Genomic DNA, 19,542 nt, shown 5'->3' with positions numbered 1-19,542 from the left:
GCTCGATTGTTGCATCGGGTGCTGATATTTTCAAACTTGGCACCCCATTTGAACAAGTCAAACCCAAGGAGAGGTCGAGCCGATGAGCCGGGAACCTGTCGTCAGAATGGCGGAGCTGGAGATTGATCCGGCCAAGCTGGAAGCCTACCGCGCTTTGCTTACAGAAGAAATCGAGGCGTCGCTCGCTCTGGAAGACGGCGTTCTCTCGCTCAGCGCCGTTTCGCTCCGGAACAATCCAAACCTGATCCGTATCCTCGAGGTCTACGCCGACCAGGAAGCCTATGAGGCCCATCTGCGGACACCGCATTTCCTCAAATACAAGAGTGAGACGGCCGGCATGGTGACATCGCTCTTGCTGATCGATGTCGATCCGATAGTCATGCGTGCCAAGCCATGAACTGGGACGATGTCCGCATTTTCCTCGCCGTCGCCCGCACCGGGCAGATCCTTGCCGCTTCGAAGCGGCTGGGGCTCAATCACGCCACGCTTTCACGGCGGCTGACGTCGCTCGAAGAGGCGTTGAAGACGCGGCTTTTCATCCGCCGCACGAATGGCTGCGAGCTGACGGCCGAAGGCGGGGTCTTCCTGCACGCCGCCGAGCGCATGGAAACTGAAATGCTGGCAGTGCAGGCCAATCTCGGCCACACCGACACGGCAATCGCCGGTACCGTACGTGTCGGCGCGCCCGATGGCTTCGGTGTCTCGTTTCTGGCGCCGCGCATGGGCAGGCTGATCGAGCGCCATCCGGCGTTGAAAATCCAGCTGGTGCCCGTGCCGCGCTCCTTCTCGCTGTCGCAGCGCGAGGCGGATATCGCCATCACGCTGGAGCGTCCCGAACAGGGCCGTCTGGTTTCCTCCAAGCTCACGGACTATACGCTCGGCCTCTATGCCTCGCGCGACTATCTCGCCCGCCACGGCAGGCCTGGCGATGTCGAGGCGCTGAAGGCGCATCCGCGCATCGGCTATGTCGAGGACCTGCTCTTCACCGCCTCGCTGAATTTCTCCGGCGAAGTGATGCGCAGTTGGGACGCCGGATTCGAAATCTCGACGGCGATCGGCCAGACCGAGGCGGTGCGATCCGGCGCCGGCATCGGCATCCTGCACGATTATATCGCCCGGCAATATCCGGAACTTCAGCGCATCCTGCCTGAGGTTTCGATCCGCCGCGCCTATTGGACCACCTATCACGAAACGGCGCGCGATCTCGTGCGCGTCCGCAGTGTCGTCGACTTCCTGCAAGAGCTCGTCAGCGCCGAGCGGCAAATCTTCCTTTAACTCCCGGAAACGTGTTTGGCTGGCTCATCGTTCTCATCCGGATTGGGAACCGGCGCTTCATCCGGAAGCCGGTCCGGCTCCGGTTCGGTGATCGGCGGCACCGGCTTCCAGCCGGGTGCCGGCATCGGTGGCTGATCGGGAATGGGTTCGTTGGGCACGGACATGACCGCCTCCCTTCATGTTTGCGATGTTCCGGGCTATTTGTCCGCCTTCAGCGTCTCGGCAGCGCGCATCGGCATGCTGTCGATAATGGCGAAGAGCTCGCCGTTGGTGATCGGCTCGCTGACCTTGAGCTTCACAGTGCCGTCCTTCCCAAGAAGGAAAGCGGCGAATTCTCCCGCCTCCGGCCCCTCGAGATCACGGCGGATCGCTTCGCCGTCGAGGTCATCGGCAGCGCCGAAAAGCGGCCGGACATTACCGGCGGACACCTTCAATATCACCATATCGCGCTCGTCGAGCGCCGCGCGATCAGAAAGCAGCTGGTTTTCCTGGCGCGCCGCGCGGGCATTGTCCTTGTCGGCGAAAAGAATGAAGACGCGGTTCTTCCATTGGAAGGCAGCAAGGCTTTCGATCGGCGCATAGGCGCTGTTCGTCTCGTCGATCTTGGTCGCGCCGTAGAGAAGGGTTTTCGACATGCATATTCTCCCGTTAACCCGGAGAACGGTGCGGATATGGCATGGGTTCCATTGAAACGGTGGGAACCGGATTTTCACTCTGAAGGGGGAGATGGTACGGTTGGGGGGTCTCGAACCTCCGACCTCAGGTGCCACAAACCTGCGCTCTAACCAACTGAGCTACAACCGCATAAACCGCGCCGGGCGCGATGGGGGTCACATACGAGGACTTGGCGATGAATTCAAGCCCCATTCCTCGTCAATATACAAAAAGGCTGGACGCGGGGTCCAGCCTTTTTGTTTGCAATCGGCAAAGACCGATCAGGCAACCTTGAAGGAGGCCATGGCCTTTTCGGCGGCTTCCTTGGAAGGCTTTGCGAGCTTTTCGGCAACCTGCTTGGTGGTTTCCTGCATCGACTTCGCCTGGTCGACGGCGAGTTCGGCCTGCTTGCGCAGGAACGAAGTCTGCAGCTCGACGAATTCGGCGACCGACTTGACGCCGAGCAGTGCTTCCATGTGCGAGAGCGAGCTCTCGGCATTGACCCGCAGGACGTCGATTGCCTTCAGGCCGATCTCGACGGTGCCGGCCTGGGCCGTCTGGACGGTGGCTTCGAGCGTCTTGCCGGCTTCTTCGCCGGCGGTCTTCAGCTTGGCATAGGCGTCTTTCGACTGCTGTGCGCCCTTTTCAGCGAATTCGCGGAAGGATTCCGTGAGCTTGGACGGGTCGAAAGAAGCGATTGAAAAAACGTCATCGGTCTTTATGGTAGCCATGTCGCATTCCTTTGGGTTGAGGCAGTCGCTGCCTGTGATCATCGAATGACGTCTATATAGGGCATTTCATTGTGCATTGCAACAATTATTGTGCACTGCACAAGTCGTTAACCCTGTGGGCCGAAACTACCCCGCTGTTCTGGACCGGCATGCGACCTGCAGTTATTAATAAGCCGTTAATTTAGAAGGCCGACAGCGACAAGGTTCGATCATGCCCGCAGTCCAATATCCGTTCATCGATATCGCCGTGCATGCGCGGGTGCGGGAGCGCTTTTCACGCGGCGAGGCGATGGTGCTGTTTTCGGCCGATCTTGCCCGGCTGCTCTGGGCGAACGGCGCGGGTGCGGAGCTTTTCGGTCATTCGGCGGTCTATGATCTGCTCGATCAGGGCGTCGATCGCACCGATATCACCTTTCGCCAGCTGGAAACGGCAGCGCGCCAGCTCGCCGATATCGGTGACTTCAGAAGCCTGATGATCCGCGTCGCCAAAGGCTTCCAGCGCGCGCAGGTGCAGGCGGCGGCCGAACTTATCCGGCTTTCCCAGGGCGAAAAGGCCATCTTGTTTTCGGTGCCGGTCTCGGCAAGGCCGCTTGCATCGGACGCCTCGGCCGCCCAGATGCTGCAGGGGCTCGACGATCCCGACACGCATATGGCCGTCATCGGCGCCAATGGCGAGGTCATCGCCGCCTCGCCGGGCTTTGCCTCGCTTGCCATCTCCGGCGAGACCGCCAAGACCCTGATCAATCTTGCCGGCGCGCATCCCGACCGATTGGTGAAGCGTCCGGTTGCCACCGGCAGGGGTTATCTCCCGGCCGCGGTCGGCAAGCTTAGCGACGAGCCGCCGCTCAATCTGCTGTTTGCCGTGGAGACCGCGATCGGTCATCTCGACCCGGTCGATGCGCCCGTGCTCGACTCAGTCGATGCAGCTGTGCTCGACGCTGTCGATGCACCGCCGCAGGCGGCTGACGCGCCCGCGGGGGAAGCAAGCGCGCCGCCGGCCGAACTTCCCCCGGAAGAGCCGGTCGCAGCAACCAGCTTCACCGAGATCGTCGACGCGGTGTCTGATATCGAAGAGGTCGAGGAGACCTTCGAAGAGATCGCCGTCGAAAGCGAACAGCCGGCAGAGGCGGCCGCCGCATCCGCCGACGAAACGATTGCGGAGATGCACCAAGGTGAAGAAGCGGCGCTGGAAAACGACGACGGCGTAATCGACGGCAGTGCGGATGAGGCCGACGCGCCTGCCGCGCTTGTCGACGGCGACGCGGCCCATTCCGCTGGTGAGACCGCGGAAACGAACGGGACGGCAGAACCGGCCGATGCCAATCCAATGCCCGCTGAAGAGGCGCCAGCGATGGCCGGTGAAGCGCCGGCCGCTACGGCGCCCTTGATTTCCGACGCGCCCCCTGCCCCGGCACTTGCGCGGGAATCCGGCTTCGTCTTCCGGCCGAACAGCCGCGCCACGCGCTTCGTCTGGAAGATCGATGCGGAAGGCCGGTTCAACGAGGTCAGCCACGAGTTTGCCGAGGCCGTCGGTCCGCATGCATCCGCCATCATCGGCTCGGCCTTCAGCGATATCGCCGCTCTTTTCAACCTTGATCCGGACGGCAAGCTGTCCGAGGCGCTCGCGCGCCGCGACACATGGTCGGGCAAGACGATCCTCTGGCCGGTCGAAGGCACCAGCCTCGTCGTTCCGGTCGATCTCGCGGCACTGCCGACCTATACCCGCAACCGCGACTTCGACGGTTTTCGCGGCTTCGGCGTCGTCAGGCTCTCCGACGCGCAGGAGGATCCGCTGGCGCTTGGCTTGACGCTCGGCCCGGATGGCGTCGGCCATGATACGGCAAGCCTCGGCCCGATCGCCGAGCCTGTCGCCGAACCGGCGCCTGACATGGAAGCCACGTCCGAGGAGACCACGGCGGAACCGCTCGTGGCGGACGAGAACGGGCTTGAGACGCCGGCAGCAGCCGCGCCGCAGGCCGAAGAGACGGCCCCGGAAGCGGCGACCGATGTAGAGACAAGCTCCGAGACACCTGCCCGGGAAGATTCTGCAGATGAACCGCCGGCGCTTCGCATCGTCGAAACACCCAATCGCCGTTTCACCGACAAGGTCGTTCAGCTCCACAGCACAGGCGCCGCACTGACGGCCGCCGAACAGGCGAATTTCCGCGAAATCGCCAAGCGCCTGGAAGCCTTCGGCGCCCGCAACGAAGATCCTGCCGCTTCGGCGCCGAGCGACGCCGGCGCCACGGAAACGGCGGCCTTCGAAGAGATCTCGAAACCGGAAACCTTCAAGGACGAAACGCCTGTCGCCGGTACGGCCGACATTGCTTCGGCCGAGGAAATGGCGCCGCAGGAAGCAATCTTCGAGAACGCGGCCGAAGTGGTGCAAGAAGACGCCGAAGAGCCCGCCGCCATAGAAGAGGACCAGGCGACGGAAGGGCTCGAGGAGACGGTGAGCCAGATCGAGGTTCTCACAAGCTTCATCCCGCCGCGGGTCAAGATGACCGACGGGCTGTCGGCCGGAACGGTCGACCAGCTGCCTGTCGCTGTGCTCATCCATGTCGGCGACGCGCTGATGCATGCCAATCCCGAATTCATGCGGCTGACGGGCTATTCGTCGCTCGATGCGCTGCGCGACGTCGGCGGCATCGAAGCGCTGCTGCAGCGCCGCGAACTCGAGGAGAATGCCACGGGCTCCGGCACCATGATGCTGGTCAAGGCCGACGACACGTTGACGCCGGTCACCGCGCGGCTGCAATCGGTGCGCTGGGAAGATGCCAACGCCCTGATGCTGGCGCTGATGCCGGTGGAAGGCAAGGAAGACGCCCGCGCTGACGCCGGCCGATCCGAAGCCCGCCCCGAGCGGATGGTGGAGAAGGTGGCCAAGCTTCAGGTGGAAGTGGAGGAATTGCGCTCGATCCTGGAAACGGCGACCGACGGCGTCGTCGTCATCGGCACGGAGGGCGATATCCGCTCGATGAACCGCTCGGCCAGCGCGCTTTTCAATTATGACGAACAGGAGACGCGCGGCAAACCCTTCGTCATGCTGTTTGCCCATGAGAGCCAGAAAGCCGTTCTCGACTATCTGAACGGCCTCTCCGGCCATGGCGTCGCCAGCGTCTTGAACGACGGGCGCGAGGTGATCGGCCGCGAAGCCGCCGGCGGCTTCGTGCCGCTGTTCATGACGATGGGCCGGCTCACCTCCTCGAATGGCTATTGCGCCGTCATCCGCGATATCACCCAGTGGAAGCGCACCGAGGACGAGCTGCGCAACGCCAAGGGGGCGGCCGAAACCGCCAATGCCCACAAGACCGATTTCCTCGCCCGCGTCAGCCACGAAATCCGCACTCCGCTCAACGCCATTATCGGCTTTTCCGATATGATGGCCGGCGAGCGTTTCGGCCCGATCGGCCATCCCCGTTATATCGAATATGCCAACGATATCGGCCGCTCCGGCCGGCACGTCCTCGACATCGTCAACGACCTGCTCGACATTTCGAAGATCGAGGCGGGCGAGATGGATCTCGACTTTGCCGCCGTCGGCCTCAACGAGGCGGTCTCGGAGGCGGTGGCGCTGGTCCAGCCGCAGGCGAATGGCCAGCGCGTCATCATCCGCACGGCGCTGTCGCATGCGGTGCCCGATGTCGTGGCCGATCTGCGCTCGATCAAGCAGATCGCGCTCAACATCCTGTCGAACGCCATCCGCTTTACCCCGTCGGGCGGGCAGATCGTCGTCTCTACCTCCTACGAGGCGAATGGCAGCGTGGTGTTGCGGGTCCGCGATACCGGCATTGGCATGACGCGCGCCGAACTCGACCATGCGATGAAACCGTTCCGGCAGGTCTCCTCGACCCAGTCGCGCCATCGCGGCGACGGCACCGGGCTCGGCCTGCCGCTGACCAAGGCGATGGTCGACGCCAACCGGGCGACATTCTCCATCAATTCGGCTCCGAACGAAGGCACACTGGTTGAGATCACCTTCCCGTCGCAACGCGTGCTGGCCGGCTGATTCTTAATCTCTGGCGCAACGTAAAAAAAAGGCAGCCAGAGGCTGCCTTGAATTTGGTGCTGTTCAACAAGAGCTCAGTCGATCAACGTCATGTTTCGTAAGCCCGCCTGCATGATTCCTAAATGGGAATCGATTTAGGAATCATGCAGCAACTTAAAGTGCTACAGCGTCCTTTGCGCGTCTGAGACGCGCGGCGCTGTAGGGCTTCAGGCCGCCTCGTTCATGTGCGGCCCCCAAGTTGCTCCAACCTTTGCCTAACCTTTCTTAACGAAAGGTTTCCATGACAGGGGATTGCTGAATGGTGAAAGCTTGTGGTTTACGATTCCTTATCAATCCTTCAGTTCGCTCAAGCCCGCAAAGAGCCGCAGCGCCTCGGGATTGGCGAGCGCTTCCTGGTTTTTCACCGGCCGGCCATGCACAACCTCGCGCACCGCAAGCTCGACGATCTTGCCTGACTTGGTGCGGGGAATATCGGCAACCGCGATGACCTTGGCCGGCACGTGGCGCGGCGAGGCGCCGGTGCGTATCCGTGTCTTGATCGCCTTGACCAGATCCTCGGTCAGCGTCACGCCCGCTGCCAGGCGAACGAAAAGGATGACGCGCACGTCGTCGTCCCATTCCTGCCCGATGCACAGCGCCTCGACCACCTCCGCCATCTGCTCGACCTGATTATAGATCTCGGCCGTGCCGATGCGCACGCCGCCGGGATTGAGCGTCGCATCCGAACGGCCGTGGATGATCAAGCCGCCATGCTCCGTCCATTCGGCGAAATCGCCGTGGCACCAGACATTGTCGAACCGGTCGAAATAGGCGGCGCGATATTTGGCGCCGTCGGGGTCGTTCCAGAACATGACCGGCATCGAGGGGAAGGCCTTGGTGCAGACGAGTTCGCCCTTCTCGCCGCGCACTGGCTTGCCGTCATCGTTCCAGACGTCGACGGCAAGGCCGAGGCCCGGCCCCTGGATCTCGCCACGCCAGACCGGCTGCAGCGGATTGCCGAGCACGAAACAGGAGACGATATCGGTGCCGCCGGAGATCGAGGCGAGCTGCACATCTGCCTTGATACCCTCATAAACGAAGGTGAATCCTTCGGGCGACAGCGGCGAGCCGGTCGAGGTTATCAGGCGCAGACTGGAGAGATCGTGGCTTTGGCGCGGCGTCAGACCGCTTTTGCGCACCGCATCGATATATTTCGCCGAAGTGCCGAAGATCGCGAATTTCTCGGCCTCGGCATAGTCGAACAGCACATTGCCGTCGGGCGCAAAGGGCGATCCGTCGAACAGGCAGAGCGTGGCGCCGCTGGCAAGACCGCTGACCAGCCAGTTCCACATCATCCAGCCGCAGGTTGTGAAGTAGAAGAGCCTCTCGCCGGCCTCGAGGCCGCAATGCAGCCGCTGCTCCTTGAGGTGCTGCAACAGCGTGCCGCCGGCCGAATGAACGATGCATTTCGGAACGCCCGTCGTGCCGGAGGAAAACAGGATGTAGAGCGGATGGGCGAAGGCGAGTTGGGTGAATTCGATCTCGCTCGCCTCATAGGGCGCAATGAAGGTTTCCAGCGTCGAAGCGCCAGGCGTTGCGCGCGCCACTGCGTCCGCGTCGCCGGCATAGTGGACGACGATCGTCGGCACGCCCAGGCTTTTCGCCACCGCGGCGACCTTGGCACCGACATCCTGCAGCTTGCCCGAATACCAATAGGCATCGCAGGCGATGAACAGCTTCGGGCCGATCTGGCCGAAACGGTCGAGCACGCCCTGTTCGCCGAAATCGGGCGAGCAGGACGACCAGATGGCGCCGATCGAGGCGGCCGCCAGCATGGCGGCGACGGTCTCCGGCATGTTCGGCATCATCGCGGCGATGCGGTCGCCTTCGCCGATACCCTGCGCCTTGAAGGCCTGCTGCAGCCTCGAGACCAGCGCGCGCAGCCGATCCCACGACCAGCGATCCTCAACCTTATCCTCGCCGCGAAAGAGGATGGCGTCGCCCTCGCCGCGGCCGGGCAGCAGGTTTTCGGCGAAGTTCAGCGTCGCGTCGGGAAAGAAGCGGGCGCCGAGCATGCTGTCTCCGTCGGTCAGCACTTCCGCGCCACGTCTTCCCTTCACGCCGCAGAAACCCCAGACGGTCGACCAGAATTTCTCCCGCTCGGCGACAGACCATGCATGCAGGTCCTCAAAGCCTGAAAGCGACAGCCCGAAGTCGGCATTGCATCGCGCCATGAAGGCATGGATCGGGCTTTTTGCGACGGTTTCGTCCGATGGCACCCAAAGTGGTCTGTTGTCCTGCATTCAATCCTCCTCCCCAATCTCGCCTTTATATCATGCTGCATTGCATTATAAAGGGCGGAACCCGAGCGCATCCGACGTCCGGCGAACAGGGCGGAAAGCGCAACCGATCTCAGCGATCAAAATACCCGCGCACACGCCGGTGCTGGAGGGATTTGCATCTGCCCGATATTTCCTATATCCGGCGAAATCAGCGCTTAACGGCTTAACCGGCTGAATGACCGGCGGAGATCATGGGTACGTCAAGACATCGCAGGTGGCGTAGGAAGATCGGACCCGTTTCGCGCTGGCTGCCGGCCTTCGCGCGTGTTTCGACCGTGCTGCTGCTGATTGCGCTTGGGCTTTTCGTGGCGCTGAGGGTGGCCGCGCCCTATCTCATCACGACCGGTTTCGTGCGCTCCGGCATCGAGGACGCGCTGTCGAAATGGACGGGGTATCAGGCCGAGATCGAAGGCAATCCGGTTCTCGAATTCTGGCCGACGCCACGCATCACGCTGAACGAGGTCACGATCCGCCAGCCGCGCGAAAGCGGCGACAAGCTGCTCGGCAGCATCGAAAGCCTGTCGGCCGAATTCAGCCTCATCGATGCGCTGAGAGGCCGGACCAGTTTCCACGAATTCCATCTGCTGCGCCCCAACCTGGCGCTGACGCGTGACGAAAAGGGCCTGATCGACTGGAGTTATGCCGGCCTGCTTGCCCGTGCGATCAGCGGCGTGCGCTACGAAAACGGAGCCGAGGTGCTCGATCCGGCTCTCGATGCCGAGATCGGCGCGGTGACCGTCGAGGACGGCACGCTTGCCGTCACCGACATCGGGAGCGCCAAGACCTACAATTTCGACAGTGTCACGGCCGACATCGCCTGGCCGCGGCTCTCAGGCGCGATCTCGGCCGTCGTCATCGCCCGCATCAACGGCGAGGACCTGAAGGTCGATTTCGCCTCGCGCCAGCCGCTGCTCGTTTTTGCCGGCAAGAGCGCCGAGACGCGGACATCGCTGACGTCAAACCTGCTGACGGCGCGTTTCCAGGGAATTGCCAGCATCGCCCGCCTTTCGGCCGTTTCCGGCAATATCGCCGCCAGCATTCCCGATGTGCCGGCGCTTCTCACATGGTCGGGCAAATCGATCCCCGGCATCGGGACGCTGAAGAGCGCATCGCTGGAATCCGACATCATGTCGTCGGGCAGCGGGCTGCGCTTCAACGATCTCAGCCTGTCGCTGAACGAGGCAAGCGCCACCGGCGTGATGGACCTTTCGACCGTGCCCGGCAGACGGCCGAAGATCGGCGGCACGCTTGCCTTCGACCAGATGAACCTCAAACCTTTCCTCGATGCCTTCGCGCTGAGGCTCGCCGCCGGCGAGGCAGAGGATATCTCCAAAGGCATGCGCGAACCGCTGCAACTGCTTGACATCGACGTCAGGCTTTCGGCGCGCCGCGCGCAGATGGGCCTCTTCGAGCTTTCCGATGTCGGCGCCAGCATGATCGTGACCGGCGGCGAGGCGAAATTCGATATCGGCGACAGCGCCTTCGAAGGCGGCGAGCTGACCGCGCATCTGGAAGCGACGCAGCGTGATTTCGACGGCGGCGGCAAACTGCAGCTGTCGATTCGCGATGCCGACTTCGCCGCTCTTGCCGAGCGCCTGCAGCTCAAAGGGCCGCTGCCGCTTGCGACGGGATCGCTCGATCTCGACCTGCAGTCGCCAAAAGCGATCTGGACGACCGGCCTTGCCGACGTCACCGGCAGGCTGCACTTCTGGACGAAGGAGGGCATAATCCCCGGCATCGACGCCACAGCGCTGCGGACCCAGGCCGCTGAAAAGCCGTTCTTTCCGTTGAGCGCGGCGGCGAACGGCGCCTTTGCCTTCAGCCGGCTGGATCTTCAGGCCGATTTCGCCAATGGTTCGGCCGAGATCCACGACGCCGATATCGCCGGGCCTGCACAGACGCTGACACTTTCCGGCGTCATCACCTACCAATCGAGCGGGCTGGCGCTTTCCGGGTCACTGGAGGCCACCGATCCGGCCAAGGCGGCCGAGCTGCCGCTTCTGCCGTTCTTCATCGGCGGTTCATGGCCAAACCCTGTCATTTCGCCGATCCCGCTTTTCGGCAACACACCTCACGCGCAGTAAATCAGGCTCCGGCAGCCGCCGCGCGCTCGTCCCGATCACGCTGGATTTCGCGGCGCTTGGTGATGATCGAGGCGCAGATGACGCCGATCGCGACGATGCCGATCAGGATGGTGCAGACCGCATTGATCTCCGGCGTCACGCCGAGGCGCACCTGGCTGTAGATCTTCATTGGCAGCGTGGTTGCGCCCGGGCCCGAGGTGAAGCTTGCGATCACCAGGTCATCCAGCGACAGCGTGAACGCCAGGATCCACCCCGAAAACACGGCCGGCGAGATGATCGGCAGGGTAATTTCGAAGAAGGTGCGCACCGGCGGCGCCCCCAGATCCTGCGCCGCTTCCTCGATCGACTGATCGAAGCTCAGGAGCCGTGACTGCACGACGACGGCGACGAAGCACATGGTCAGCGTCGTATGCGCCAGCGTGATCGTCCAGAAGCCGCGGTCGAAACCGATTGCCACGAAAAGCAGCAGCAGCGACAGGCCGGTGATGACCTCGGGCATGACGAGCGGCGCATAGACCATGCCTGAGAAAAGCATGCGGCCGCGAAAGCGGGTGTAACGCACCAGCGTCAGCGCCGCCATCGTGCCGAGGACGGTGGCGAAGGTGGCCGACAGCAGACCGACGCGGATCGTCACCCAGGCGGCGTCGAGCAGGGCCTGGTTCGACAGCAGCGAGACGTACCATTTGGTCGAGAAGCCGCCCCAGACGGTAACGAGCTTCGACTCGTTGAAGGAAAAGATCACCAGCAGCACGATCGGCAGATAGAGGAAGGCAAAGCCGAGCACGACGGAGATGACGTTGAAACGGGTCCACCGCAGCATGGTCTATCTCCCCCGCTCTTCGGCCTTGGCCTGTGCATTCTGAAAGAAGACGATCGGGATCACCAGGATCATCAGCAGGATGGTTGCGACCGCCGAGGAGACCGGCCAGTCGCGATTGGCATTGAACTCGTTCCACAGCGTCTTGCCGATCATCAGCGTCTGCGACCCGCCGAGAAGATCGGGGATGACGAACTCGCCGACGGCGGGGATGAAGACCAGCATGCAGCCTGCTACCACGCCTGGGATCGACAGCGGGAACGTGACGCGCCAGAAGGCCCGGATCGGAGTGCAGCCGAGATCCTGGGCCGCCTCGATCAGCGTGCCGTCCATCTTTTCGAGCGACGAATAGAGCGGCAGCACCATGAAGGGCAGGTAGGAATAGACGATACCGATATAGACGGCCGTCGGGGTGTTGAGAATGATCAGCGGCGTGTCGATGATATGCAGCGACAAGAGGAGCTGGTTCAGCAATCCCTCGGGCTTCAGGATGGCAATCCACGCATAGACGCGGATCAGGAAGCTCGTCCAGAACGGCAGGATGACGAGCATCAGCAGCGTCGGGCGGATGGTGCGCGGCGCCTGCGCCATGCCATAGGCGATCGGATAGGCGATCAGCAACATCAGCAGGGTCGAGATACCGGCGATGGTGACGCTCGACAGATATGCATTGAAGTAGAGAGGATCGTCGGTGAGATAGCCGTAATTGTCGAAGGAGAAGGTCGCGACCTTGCTCCAGAAACCGCTCCAGCCGTCGGCAAAAGAGAAGACCGGCTCATAGGGCGGTATGGCGATCGCCGTCGTCGACAGCGAGATGCGGAAGACGATGAAGAACGGCGCCAGAAAGAAGAGCAGCAGCCAGGCATAGGGAATGACGATGACGAGGCGGTTATAGAAGCGTGATGCCAGCGTTCCCATGTTCTCAATCCTTCAGCAGCACGCCGCCGTCTTCATCGAAGGAGACCCAGACGTCCTGATCATAGGTGAAGGGGTCTTCGACGAAGCGTTGCGCGTTGAGGGAAGAGGCTCTGACGAATTTGCCGCTCGGCAGCTTGATGTGGAAGACGGTCATGTCGCCGAGATAGCCGATATCCCAGATCTCGCCCTTGGCCGCGTTGACCGAGGCGTTCGCCGGCGCCGCGCGGCTGACGCGGATCTTCTCGGGGCGGATGGCAAAACCGGCCGTGCTGCCGATCGCGGGGGAACCTGCGGCGGCGGTGCGGATGGTGAAACCGCTGTCGACGGCGATCTCGGTTGGCCCGCTCCCCGATGTCGTCACCTTGCCGTCGAAGATATTCACGTCGCCGATGAAATCCGCCACGAAACGGGAATTCGGCGCCTCGTAGATTTCGGCCGGCGTTGCCACCTGCACCACCTTGCCATGGCTCATGACGGCGATGCGGTCGGCGATGGTCATCGCCTCTTCCTGGTCGTGGGTGACGACGACGAAGGTGAGGCCGAGGCTTTGCTGCAGGTCCATCAGCTCGAACTGGGTTTCCTCGCGCAGCTTCTTGTCGAGCGCGCCGAGCGGTTCGTCGAGCAGCAGCACTTTCGGGCGCTTGGCGAGCGAACGGGCGAGCGCCACGCGCTGACGCTGGCCGCCGGAGAGCTGGTTCGGCTTGCGGGAGGCAAATTGCTCGAGCTTGGCGAGTTTCAGCATCTGCGCGACGCGCTCGGCCATTTCGTCCTTCGGCATGCCGTCCTGCTTCAGGCCGAAGGCGATGTTCTTCTCGACGGTCATGTGCGGGAAAAGCGCGTAGGACTGGAACATCATATTGACCGGCCGCCTGTAGGGCGGCGTGCCAGCGAGATCGGTGCCATCGAGAACGATTTCGCCGGATGTCGGCTGCTCGAAGCCGGCGAGCATGCGCAGAAGCGTCGACTTGCCGCACCCGGACGCGCCGAGCAGCGCGAAGAACTCGCGGTGATAGATGTTCAGCGACAGGTCGTTGACAGCGGTAAAATCGCCGAAGCGCTTGGTGACATTCTTGAAGGCAATGAAAGGTTTTGCGGACGGATCGGTCCAAGGCGCGAAAGTGCGGCGGATATTGCCTAAGGATTTCATATTATTCCCCGAAAAATATGCGTATTCGGCCGGCCTCCACCTAGAGCATGATGCCGAAAAGTGTGAGCGGTTTTCGGACGACATCATGCTCTAACTCTTCAATTTAGAACAGGATTCAGATTTTAGGCCGACCGGCCTAAAATCATCCTGTTCTAGGCCGCCAATTGAAAGGCCCGGACGTTGCCGTCCGGGCCTGGCATTGACTTACTGGCCGGTGACGACCTTCGTCCAGATCCGCGTCGCCGTGCGCTGGGTCTTCGGGTCCCACGGCTTGACGGTGAACAGGTTCTTCATCACTTCTTCGGTCGGATAGATAGCCGGATCGTTCAGCACGTCCTTGCTGACGAACTGCTGCGAGGCCTTGTTGCCGTTGGCATAGAAGGTGTGATCGCTCGCCTTGGCGATGACCTCGGGCTTCATCATGTAGTTCAGGAACTCATGCGCTTCGGCCACATGCTTGGCATCGGCGGGGATCGCCATCATATCGAACCACATCTGGGCGCCCTGTACGGGGATCGAGTAGTTGACCTCGACGCCGTTCTTGGCTTCGGCCGCACGGTCGCGGGCCTGCAACATGTCGCCGGAATAGCCGAAGGCGATGCAGATATCGCCGTTGGCAAGGGCGTTGATATATTCGGACGAATGGAACTTGCGGATATACGGGCGAACCGCCGTCAGAAGTTCCTCGACTTTCTTGAAATCCTCGGCCTTGGTCGAGTTCGGATCGAGGCCGAGATAGCGCAGCGCCGTGGTCATGACGTCCTTCGGCGTGTCGAGCACGTAGATGCCGCAGTCCTTGAATTTTTCGGCGACCTTCGGATCGAAGATCACTTCGAGGCCGGGCTTGGCATCGGGACCCAGGATTTCAGCGACCTTCTTGACGTTGTAGCCGATGCCGTCGGTGCCCCACATGTAATCGACGGCATATTCATTGCCCGGATCGTATGCAGCGGTGCGCTGCTGGATCACGTCCCACATGTTGGAAAGGTTCGGCAGCTTCGACTTGTCGAGCTTCTGGAAGACGCCGGCCTGGATCTGGCGCTGCAGGAAGTCGGCGGTGGGAACGACGACGTCATAACCGGTGCCGCCGGCAAGCAGCTTGGTTTCGACGGTCTCGTTCGAATCGAAGGTGTCGTAGACGACCTTGATGCCGGTTTCCTTGGTGAAGTCGGTCAGGATACTGTCGTCGATATAATCCGACCAGTTGTAGACATTGACCACGCGCTCCTGGGCAAAGGCCGGAGCGGCGGCAAAGAGCGCGGCGATGGCGGCGGCCGTCACACTTGCGATGGTTGACCTCATGACTTCTCCTGTTTGTTCAAAGCGTCCGCATCCCCGGACGTCTTTTCCCTCTGGTTTGCCCGCAGACTAAGAAGGAATTTCTAAGCCCACAAGCGCAAAAACTGCGCTGTCGACGATTTCACAATCACTGGAAGTCGAAGGCGCTGAGCCCCGCCACCATCTCGTCGAGCCCGAGTGGTCTCGTCACCGGCGGCTCGGCGCGGGAAAGGCAGCCGCGCCGCTCGCAGAGGCGACAGGCCGGGCCGATCGCGACCGGATCGACCGCCGTCATCTGCCCGTAGGCCAGGCCGTCTGCAAGGGCGGCATCGCAGCCGATCAGCATCGCCGTGCGCCTGACCCTTTCGCCGAATTCGACGCTCGGCCCCTCGAGCGTGCGGGCGACCGTCAGGAAGGATGCTCCATCCGGCATGACCACCGTCTCGGCAAGAATCTGGCCCGGCTGCAGGAAGGCGGCGTGGATATTGAGCTTCGGACAACCGCCGCCGAAACGGGCCTGCGGAAAGCCTTGGGCGCCGCCTCGCCGCAGCCGGTGGCCGGCGGCATCGATCTCCATCATGAAGAAGGGGATGGCTGCCGCCCCCGGCCGCTGCAGCATGATCAGACGCGTCGCGGCATGGCCGAAAGAGACGCCGAAGCGAGCGCGCAGAATGTCGATATCGTAGCGCGTCGCCTTGGCCGCCGCCAGGAAGGACTCATAGGGCATGGCGAGCGCCAGGGCCGCGATGCGGGCCAGCTCGAAGCGGGCAATGCGGCGCGCCTCGGCGGAAGAGAGCGAGAGATCGTCGAGCTCGGCATCGATCGCCGACAGCAAAGCGAGGTTCGCGGCCTCGATAGCGATCTCATGCGCACGGTCGGCCGGCGACAGGCGCTCGGAAATGAAAAGCCGCATCGAATGCCGATCGAAACGGCGGCGCAGATCCGGCATGACGTGCACCGGCAGGACACGCACCGCAATGCCGCGCTCGGCGCGCAGCCAGTCCTTCAGCCCGGCGGCAAGGTCGGCGCCGCCGGGAAGCGTCGCGGCAAAGGCTTCCGCCGCCGTCTCGATCCGTCCGAAATAGGCCGATCTGCGCTCCAGCGTCTCGCGCAGCTCGTCGAGCGGCAACCGGCCGACGGCGACGGGTGCGTGCCCTTCGGCCGCCATCAGCGCCGTCAGGTCCGACAGCCGGGCGGCCTGTTCGCGATAGGCGCGATAGAGCTTGATCATGCCGGCCGCAGCATTGGGTGCGGCCTCGGCCACTTCCACCAGTTCCTGGTCGCCGGGCAATTCGCCGGCAAGCAGCGGATCGGCAAAGACCTCCTTGAGCTGGCCGAGGCTGCCGCCGGTCTGTCCGCGCAGTTCCTCCAGATCGACCCTGTAGACGGCCGCGAGCTTCAACAGCAGCTGCACCGTCAACGGCCGCTGGTTGCGCTCGATCAGGTTCAGGTAAGAGGGTGATATTTCGAGCGCCTCGGCCATGGCGGTCTGCGTCAGCGCCAGCGCATTGCGGATGCGCCGCAATTTCGGGCCTGCGAATATCTTCCGTTCCGCCATTGTCATACCCTTTGACAGGCAAGCGGCGCTAACATTTACAAAACTTTACAAATTCACAGCGCCACTCTGTCAATCCTCGTCATCTTAACCTCTTTCCGCCACAGAAATCAAAGGTTTTTCTGGCCATTACGTGCGATATTGTCAATCTTGTCATCAACGCCCCTGATATCGGTTTTTATTGAGGAGATCAGCATGACCGATTTTTACAAACTCGTTCCCAATGCACCGGCGGGCCGCTTCGACGGCATCGAAAGGCCCTATTCGGCCGCCGACGTGCAGCGGCTCAGAGGCTCGGTGGCGCTGACCCACACGCTGGCCGAAATGGGGGCGGACCGGTTGTGGCGGCTGCTGCGCCAGGAGGATTTCGTCAATGCGCTCGGCGCACTCTCCGGCAACCAGGCCATGCAGATGGTGCGCGCCGGGCTGAAGGCGATCTACCTCTCCGGCTGGCAGGTGGCGGCCGACGCCAATACGGCATCGGCGATGTATCCCGACCAATCGCTCTATCCCGCCAATGCCGGGCCGGAGCTTGCCAAGCGCATCAACCGCACGCTGCAGCGCGCCGATCAGATCGAAACCTCGGAGGGCCAGGGGCTTTCCGTCGAGACCTGGTTCGCGCCGATCGTCGCCGATGCGGAAGCCGGTTTCGGCGGGCCGCTCAACGCCTTCGAGATCATGAAGGCCTATATCGAGGCAGGTGCTGCCGGCGTCCATTTCGAGGACCAGCTCGCTTCGGAAAAGAAATGCGGCCATCTCGGCGGCAAGGTGCTGATCCCGACGGCCGCCCATATCCGCAATCTCGACGCCGCACGGCTTGCCGCCGACGTCATGGGCGTGGCGACGCTGGTGATCGCCCGCACCGACGCGGAAGCGGCAAAGCTGCTGACCTCCGACATCGACGAGCGCGACCAGCCCTTTGTCGATTACGATGCCGGGCGAACGGTCGAAGGCTTCTACCAGGTCAAGAACGGCATCGAGCCGTGCATCGCCCGGGCTGTCGCCTATGCGCCGCATTGCGATCTGATCTGGTGCGAGACTTCCAAACCGGATCTCGAGCAGGCGCGCCGCTTTGCCGAGGGCGTGCACAAGGTTCATCCCGGCAAGCTGCTCGCCTATAATTGCTCGCCTTCGTTCAATTGGAAGAAGAACCTCGACGAGGCGACGATTGCCAAGTTCCAGCGCGAACTCGGCGCGATGGGCTACAAGTTCCAGTTCATCACGCTCGCCGGCTTCCACCAGCTGAACTACGGCATGTACGAACTGGCGCGCGGCTACCGGCAGCGGCAGATGTCGGCCTATTCCGAGCTGCAGCAGGCGGAATTCGCCGCAGAGGACTACGGCTATACCGCCACCAAACATCAGCGCGAGGTCGGCACCGGCTATTTCGACGCCGTATCGCTCGCCATCACCGGCGGCCGGTCATCGACCACGGCGATGCACGATTCGACCGAACATGCGCAGTTCAAACCGGCTGCGGAATAACCCGAACAGGAGGACAGAACCATGGCATCCATTTCACGCGTCCGGGAACGGGCCGAAGAGCAGACGTCCAGCATGAGCGAGGATCAGCAGACGACGATCCGTATGCTCGCCAATGACCTGCACCGGTTGAACCAGTCGGTCATGAAAGCCGTCGAGGCCGGCGTCTCGGTCGAACTGGTGCGCTCGGCCCGTCATCACGGCGGCGACGGCAACTGGGGCGACCTGCTCATTCCGGTCGTCGTCACCAACCGGCATTGACAAGCATAGCCTGGCGACCTCGGGTCGCCGCCCTTCATCTGAACGCCCGCGTGTCCCGGAGATGCGCGGGCGCTTCATCGTAAACTTCAACCGCGGCTCGGCCGTTTTCCGGCGAAGAGATCGGCATAGCTTCGGATGAGCTTGGTCATTCGGTCGGCGACCGTGCGGATTTCGGGGCGATGGCGGTCCTCGGCATTCATGACGATCCATTGGCGGTGACGCAGTTCCGGCAGTTCGCCGCCCTGGCGCTGCAATTCCGGATGAAGATCGCCGACGAAACATGGAAGCACGCCCTTGCCGGCGCCGGCGCGCACCATGTCCGGTAGCGAGCGCGGCCGATTGACGGTGGCGACGATCCCGGATGCGGCATGGGCGTGCGGCCAGCGCAGATAGGCCGAGATCGCCTCCTCCTCGCCGACGGCAATCCAGCGCTCGTCGGTCTCGGCGGCGTTGCGTCTGGCATAGACGGCATAGGCCACCTCCCCGAGCAGGCGTGCGGCCAGGTTGGCTTCCTCCGGCTCGAAGGCGCGAATGCCGATGTCGCTCTCACGATAGGCAAGGCTCGCCCGCGCCTCGCCGATGGAGAGAGCAATGGCGAAGCCATCGCTCGGCATGCGGATTGCGGCGAAATTTTCGGTCAGCAGCCAGGCGAGCCAGGTGCCGGCGGTGATCCTGACGGTCGTGCCGCCCTCACCGGATTGCCGCCAGGCCTCCACCTTGCGGGCGGCGGCTTCCATTTCCTGCAGATGGTCGAGCAGCGCCTGGCCATCCTGCGTCAGGCGGTAACCGGTCTGGCTGCGCGAAAACAAGGCGCGGCCGACCTCCTGCTCAAGATCGAGCATGCGCCGGCCGACGGTCGCGGGACTGAGCCCGCTGGCAGCGCTTGCTCCCGTCAGGCCGCCGAGCCGGGCGACCTGCAGGAAAAGCTGATAGGAATCCCAATTCGCGTTTTTCATTGATGAAAAACATAGCGGGATTTTCCCTGTTTATGAAGAGGATTTTGACGCCTA

General features: G+C 62.7%; 16 protein-coding genes and 1 tRNA gene. 6 read left to right on the top strand and 11 right to left on the bottom strand.

The window, feature by feature from the left end; all coding sequences use genetic code 11:
• Nucleotides 1–82: 82 nt before the first annotated feature.
• Both K6M89_RS06540 and K6M89_RS06535 read left to right on the top strand, forming a co-directional pair.
• Nucleotides 83–397, top strand: a complete 315-nt coding sequence (locus tag K6M89_RS06540) for a putative quinol monooxygenase (RefSeq protein ID WP_222138825.1) — start codon at nt 83–85, stop codon at nt 395–397.
• Nucleotides 394–1,275: a LysR family transcriptional regulator gene (locus K6M89_RS06535; protein WP_222138824.1), complete on the top strand. Its 882-nt coding sequence runs from the start codon at nt 394–396 to the stop codon at nt 1,273–1,275. The genes K6M89_RS06540 and K6M89_RS06535 overlap by 4 nt, the downstream gene beginning before the upstream one ends.
• Here K6M89_RS06535 and K6M89_RS06530 read toward each other — a convergent pair.
• The 4 genes from K6M89_RS06530 to K6M89_RS06515 form a co-directional block, all read right to left on the bottom strand.
• Nucleotides 1,272–1,439 (bottom strand): hypothetical protein, encoded by a 168-nt coding sequence (locus tag K6M89_RS06530; protein ID WP_097667589.1) that lies wholly within the window; start codon nt 1,437–1,439, stop codon nt 1,272–1,274. The genes K6M89_RS06535 and K6M89_RS06530 overlap by 4 nt on opposite strands.
• 33 nt (nt 1,440–1,472) lie before the next feature.
• On the bottom strand, nt 1,473–1,910 hold the full coding sequence (locus tag K6M89_RS06525) for a DUF4174 domain-containing protein (protein ID WP_222138823.1): 438 nt from the start codon (nt 1,908–1,910) through the stop codon (nt 1,473–1,475).
• Nucleotides 1,911–2,002: 92 nt separating this feature from the next.
• Nucleotides 2,003–2,079, bottom strand: a tRNA-His gene (locus K6M89_RS06520).
• A 131-nt stretch (nt 2,080–2,210) separates the two neighbouring features.
• Nucleotides 2,211–2,660 carry a phasin gene (locus K6M89_RS06515; RefSeq protein ID WP_222138822.1) on the bottom strand — a complete coding sequence of 150 codons (450 nt, stop codon included), beginning with the start codon at nt 2,658–2,660 and terminating at the stop codon, nt 2,211–2,213.
• 211 nt (nt 2,661–2,871) lie between these two features.
• Between K6M89_RS06515 and K6M89_RS06510 the strand changes: the two genes are divergently transcribed.
• Entirely contained in the window at nt 2,872–6,669 is a 3,798-nt protein-coding gene (locus K6M89_RS06510) for a sensor histidine kinase (protein WP_222138821.1), read from the top strand.
• A 329-nt stretch (nt 6,670–6,998) separates the two neighbouring features.
• Here K6M89_RS06510 and K6M89_RS06505 read toward each other — a convergent pair whose 3' ends face one another.
• A complete protein-coding gene (locus K6M89_RS06505) occupies nt 6,999–8,951 on the bottom strand; it encodes an acetoacetate--CoA ligase (RefSeq protein ID WP_222138820.1) in 1,953 nt (650 codons plus the stop codon).
• A gap of 230 nt (nt 8,952–9,181) precedes the next feature.
• On the opposite strand from K6M89_RS06505, the gene K6M89_RS06500 reads away from it, so the two are divergent.
• Nucleotides 9,182–11,074, top strand: a complete 1,893-nt coding sequence (locus K6M89_RS06500) for an AsmA family protein (RefSeq protein WP_222138819.1) — start codon at nt 9,182–9,184, stop codon at nt 11,072–11,074.
• A 1-nt stretch (nt 11,075) separates the two neighbouring features.
• On the opposite strand, the gene K6M89_RS06495 is transcribed toward K6M89_RS06500, so the two are convergent.
• From K6M89_RS06495 to K6M89_RS06475, 5 genes are all read right to left on the bottom strand, one after another.
• The gene (locus tag K6M89_RS06495; protein ID WP_184313066.1) at nt 11,076–11,894 is read right to left on the bottom strand and encodes an ABC transporter permease; all 819 of its coding nucleotides are present in this window, start codon (nt 11,892–11,894) and stop codon (nt 11,076–11,078) included.
• A gap of 3 nt (nt 11,895–11,897) precedes the next feature.
• Nucleotides 11,898–12,809 (bottom strand): ABC transporter permease subunit, encoded by a 912-nt coding sequence (locus K6M89_RS06490; protein ID WP_222138818.1) that lies wholly within the window; start codon nt 12,807–12,809, stop codon nt 11,898–11,900.
• Nucleotides 12,810–12,813: 4 nt separating this feature from the next.
• A complete protein-coding gene (locus K6M89_RS06485) occupies nt 12,814–13,956 on the bottom strand; it encodes an ABC transporter ATP-binding protein (RefSeq protein ID WP_222138817.1) in 1,143 nt (380 codons plus the stop codon).
• 204 nt (nt 13,957–14,160) lie between these two features.
• On the bottom strand, nt 14,161–15,258 hold the full coding sequence (locus K6M89_RS06480; RefSeq protein ID WP_222138816.1) for a polyamine ABC transporter substrate-binding protein: 1,098 nt from the start codon (nt 15,256–15,258) through the stop codon (nt 14,161–14,163).
• Between the two features lie 124 nt (nt 15,259–15,382).
• Entirely contained in the window at nt 15,383–16,792 is a 1,410-nt protein-coding gene (locus K6M89_RS06475) for a helix-turn-helix domain-containing protein (RefSeq protein WP_222138815.1), read from the bottom strand.
• A 192-nt stretch (nt 16,793–16,984) separates the two neighbouring features.
• Between K6M89_RS06475 and aceA the strand changes: the two genes are divergently transcribed.
• Together aceA and K6M89_RS06465 are read left to right on the top strand one after the other, a co-directional pair.
• Entirely contained in the window at nt 16,985–18,274 is a 1,290-nt protein-coding gene (aceA, locus tag K6M89_RS06470) for an isocitrate lyase (protein ID WP_222138814.1), read from the top strand.
• 21 nt (nt 18,275–18,295) lie between these two features.
• A complete protein-coding gene (locus K6M89_RS06465) occupies nt 18,296–18,532 on the top strand; it encodes an SMc00767 family acetate metabolism repressor (RefSeq protein ID WP_039617955.1) in 237 nt (78 codons plus the stop codon).
• 86 nt (nt 18,533–18,618) lie between these two features.
• On the opposite strand, the gene K6M89_RS06460 is transcribed toward K6M89_RS06465, so the two are convergent.
• Complete coding sequence (locus K6M89_RS06460; protein ID WP_222138813.1) at nt 18,619–19,488, bottom strand: LysR family transcriptional regulator; 870 nt, start codon at nt 19,486–19,488, stop codon at nt 18,619–18,621.
• Nucleotides 19,489–19,542: the final 54 nt, after the last annotated feature.

The organism is Rhizobium croatiense (assembly GCF_019793465.1).
Taxonomy (GTDB): domain Bacteria; phylum Pseudomonadota; class Alphaproteobacteria; order Rhizobiales; family Rhizobiaceae; genus Rhizobium; species Rhizobium croatiense.
The sequence above is the reverse complement of the archived record's forward strand: the minus strand, read 5'-3'. Positions and strand labels throughout refer to the sequence as shown.

What these genes read in the sequence shown, in the direction of transcription:
- K6M89_RS06485 (WP_222138817.1), bottom strand. Translation starts at nt 13,956, where the DNA reads ATGAAATCCTTAGGCAATATCCGCCGCACTTTCGCGCCTTGGACCGAT.
- K6M89_RS06540 (WP_222138825.1), top strand. Translation starts at nt 83, where the DNA reads ATGAGCCGGGAACCTGTCGTCAGAATGGCGGAGCTGGAGATTGATCCG.
- K6M89_RS06495 (WP_184313066.1), bottom strand. Translation starts at nt 11,894, where the DNA reads ATGCTGCGGTGGACCCGTTTCAACGTCATCTCCGTCGTGCTCGGCTTT.
- K6M89_RS06480 (WP_222138816.1), bottom strand. Translation starts at nt 15,258, where the DNA reads ATGAGGTCAACCATCGCAAGTGTGACGGCCGCCGCCATCGCCGCGCTC.
- K6M89_RS06510 (WP_222138821.1), top strand. Translation starts at nt 2,872, where the DNA reads ATGCCCGCAGTCCAATATCCGTTCATCGATATCGCCGTGCATGCGCGG.
- K6M89_RS06505 (WP_222138820.1), bottom strand. Translation starts at nt 8,951, where the DNA reads ATGCAGGACAACAGACCACTTTGGGTGCCATCGGACGAAACCGTCGCA.
- K6M89_RS06530 (WP_097667589.1), bottom strand. Translation starts at nt 1,439, where the DNA reads ATGTCCGTGCCCAACGAACCCATTCCCGATCAGCCACCGATGCCGGCA.
- K6M89_RS06535 (WP_222138824.1), top strand. Translation starts at nt 394, where the DNA reads ATGAACTGGGACGATGTCCGCATTTTCCTCGCCGTCGCCCGCACCGGG.
- K6M89_RS06460 (WP_222138813.1), bottom strand. Translation starts at nt 19,488, where the DNA reads ATGAAAAACGCGAATTGGGATTCCTATCAGCTTTTCCTGCAGGTCGCC.
- K6M89_RS06475 (WP_222138815.1), bottom strand. Translation starts at nt 16,792, where the DNA reads ATGGCGGAACGGAAGATATTCGCAGGCCCGAAATTGCGGCGCATCCGC.
- aceA (WP_222138814.1), top strand. Translation starts at nt 16,985, where the DNA reads ATGACCGATTTTTACAAACTCGTTCCCAATGCACCGGCGGGCCGCTTC.
- K6M89_RS06525 (WP_222138823.1), bottom strand. Translation starts at nt 1,910, where the DNA reads ATGTCGAAAACCCTTCTCTACGGCGCGACCAAGATCGACGAGACGAAC.
- K6M89_RS06500 (WP_222138819.1), top strand. Translation starts at nt 9,182, where the DNA reads ATGGGTACGTCAAGACATCGCAGGTGGCGTAGGAAGATCGGACCCGTT.
- K6M89_RS06465 (WP_039617955.1), top strand. Translation starts at nt 18,296, where the DNA reads ATGGCATCCATTTCACGCGTCCGGGAACGGGCCGAAGAGCAGACGTCC.
- K6M89_RS06515 (WP_222138822.1), bottom strand. Translation starts at nt 2,660, where the DNA reads ATGGCTACCATAAAGACCGATGACGTTTTTTCAATCGCTTCTTTCGAC.
- K6M89_RS06490 (WP_222138818.1), bottom strand. Translation starts at nt 12,809, where the DNA reads ATGGGAACGCTGGCATCACGCTTCTATAACCGCCTCGTCATCGTCATT.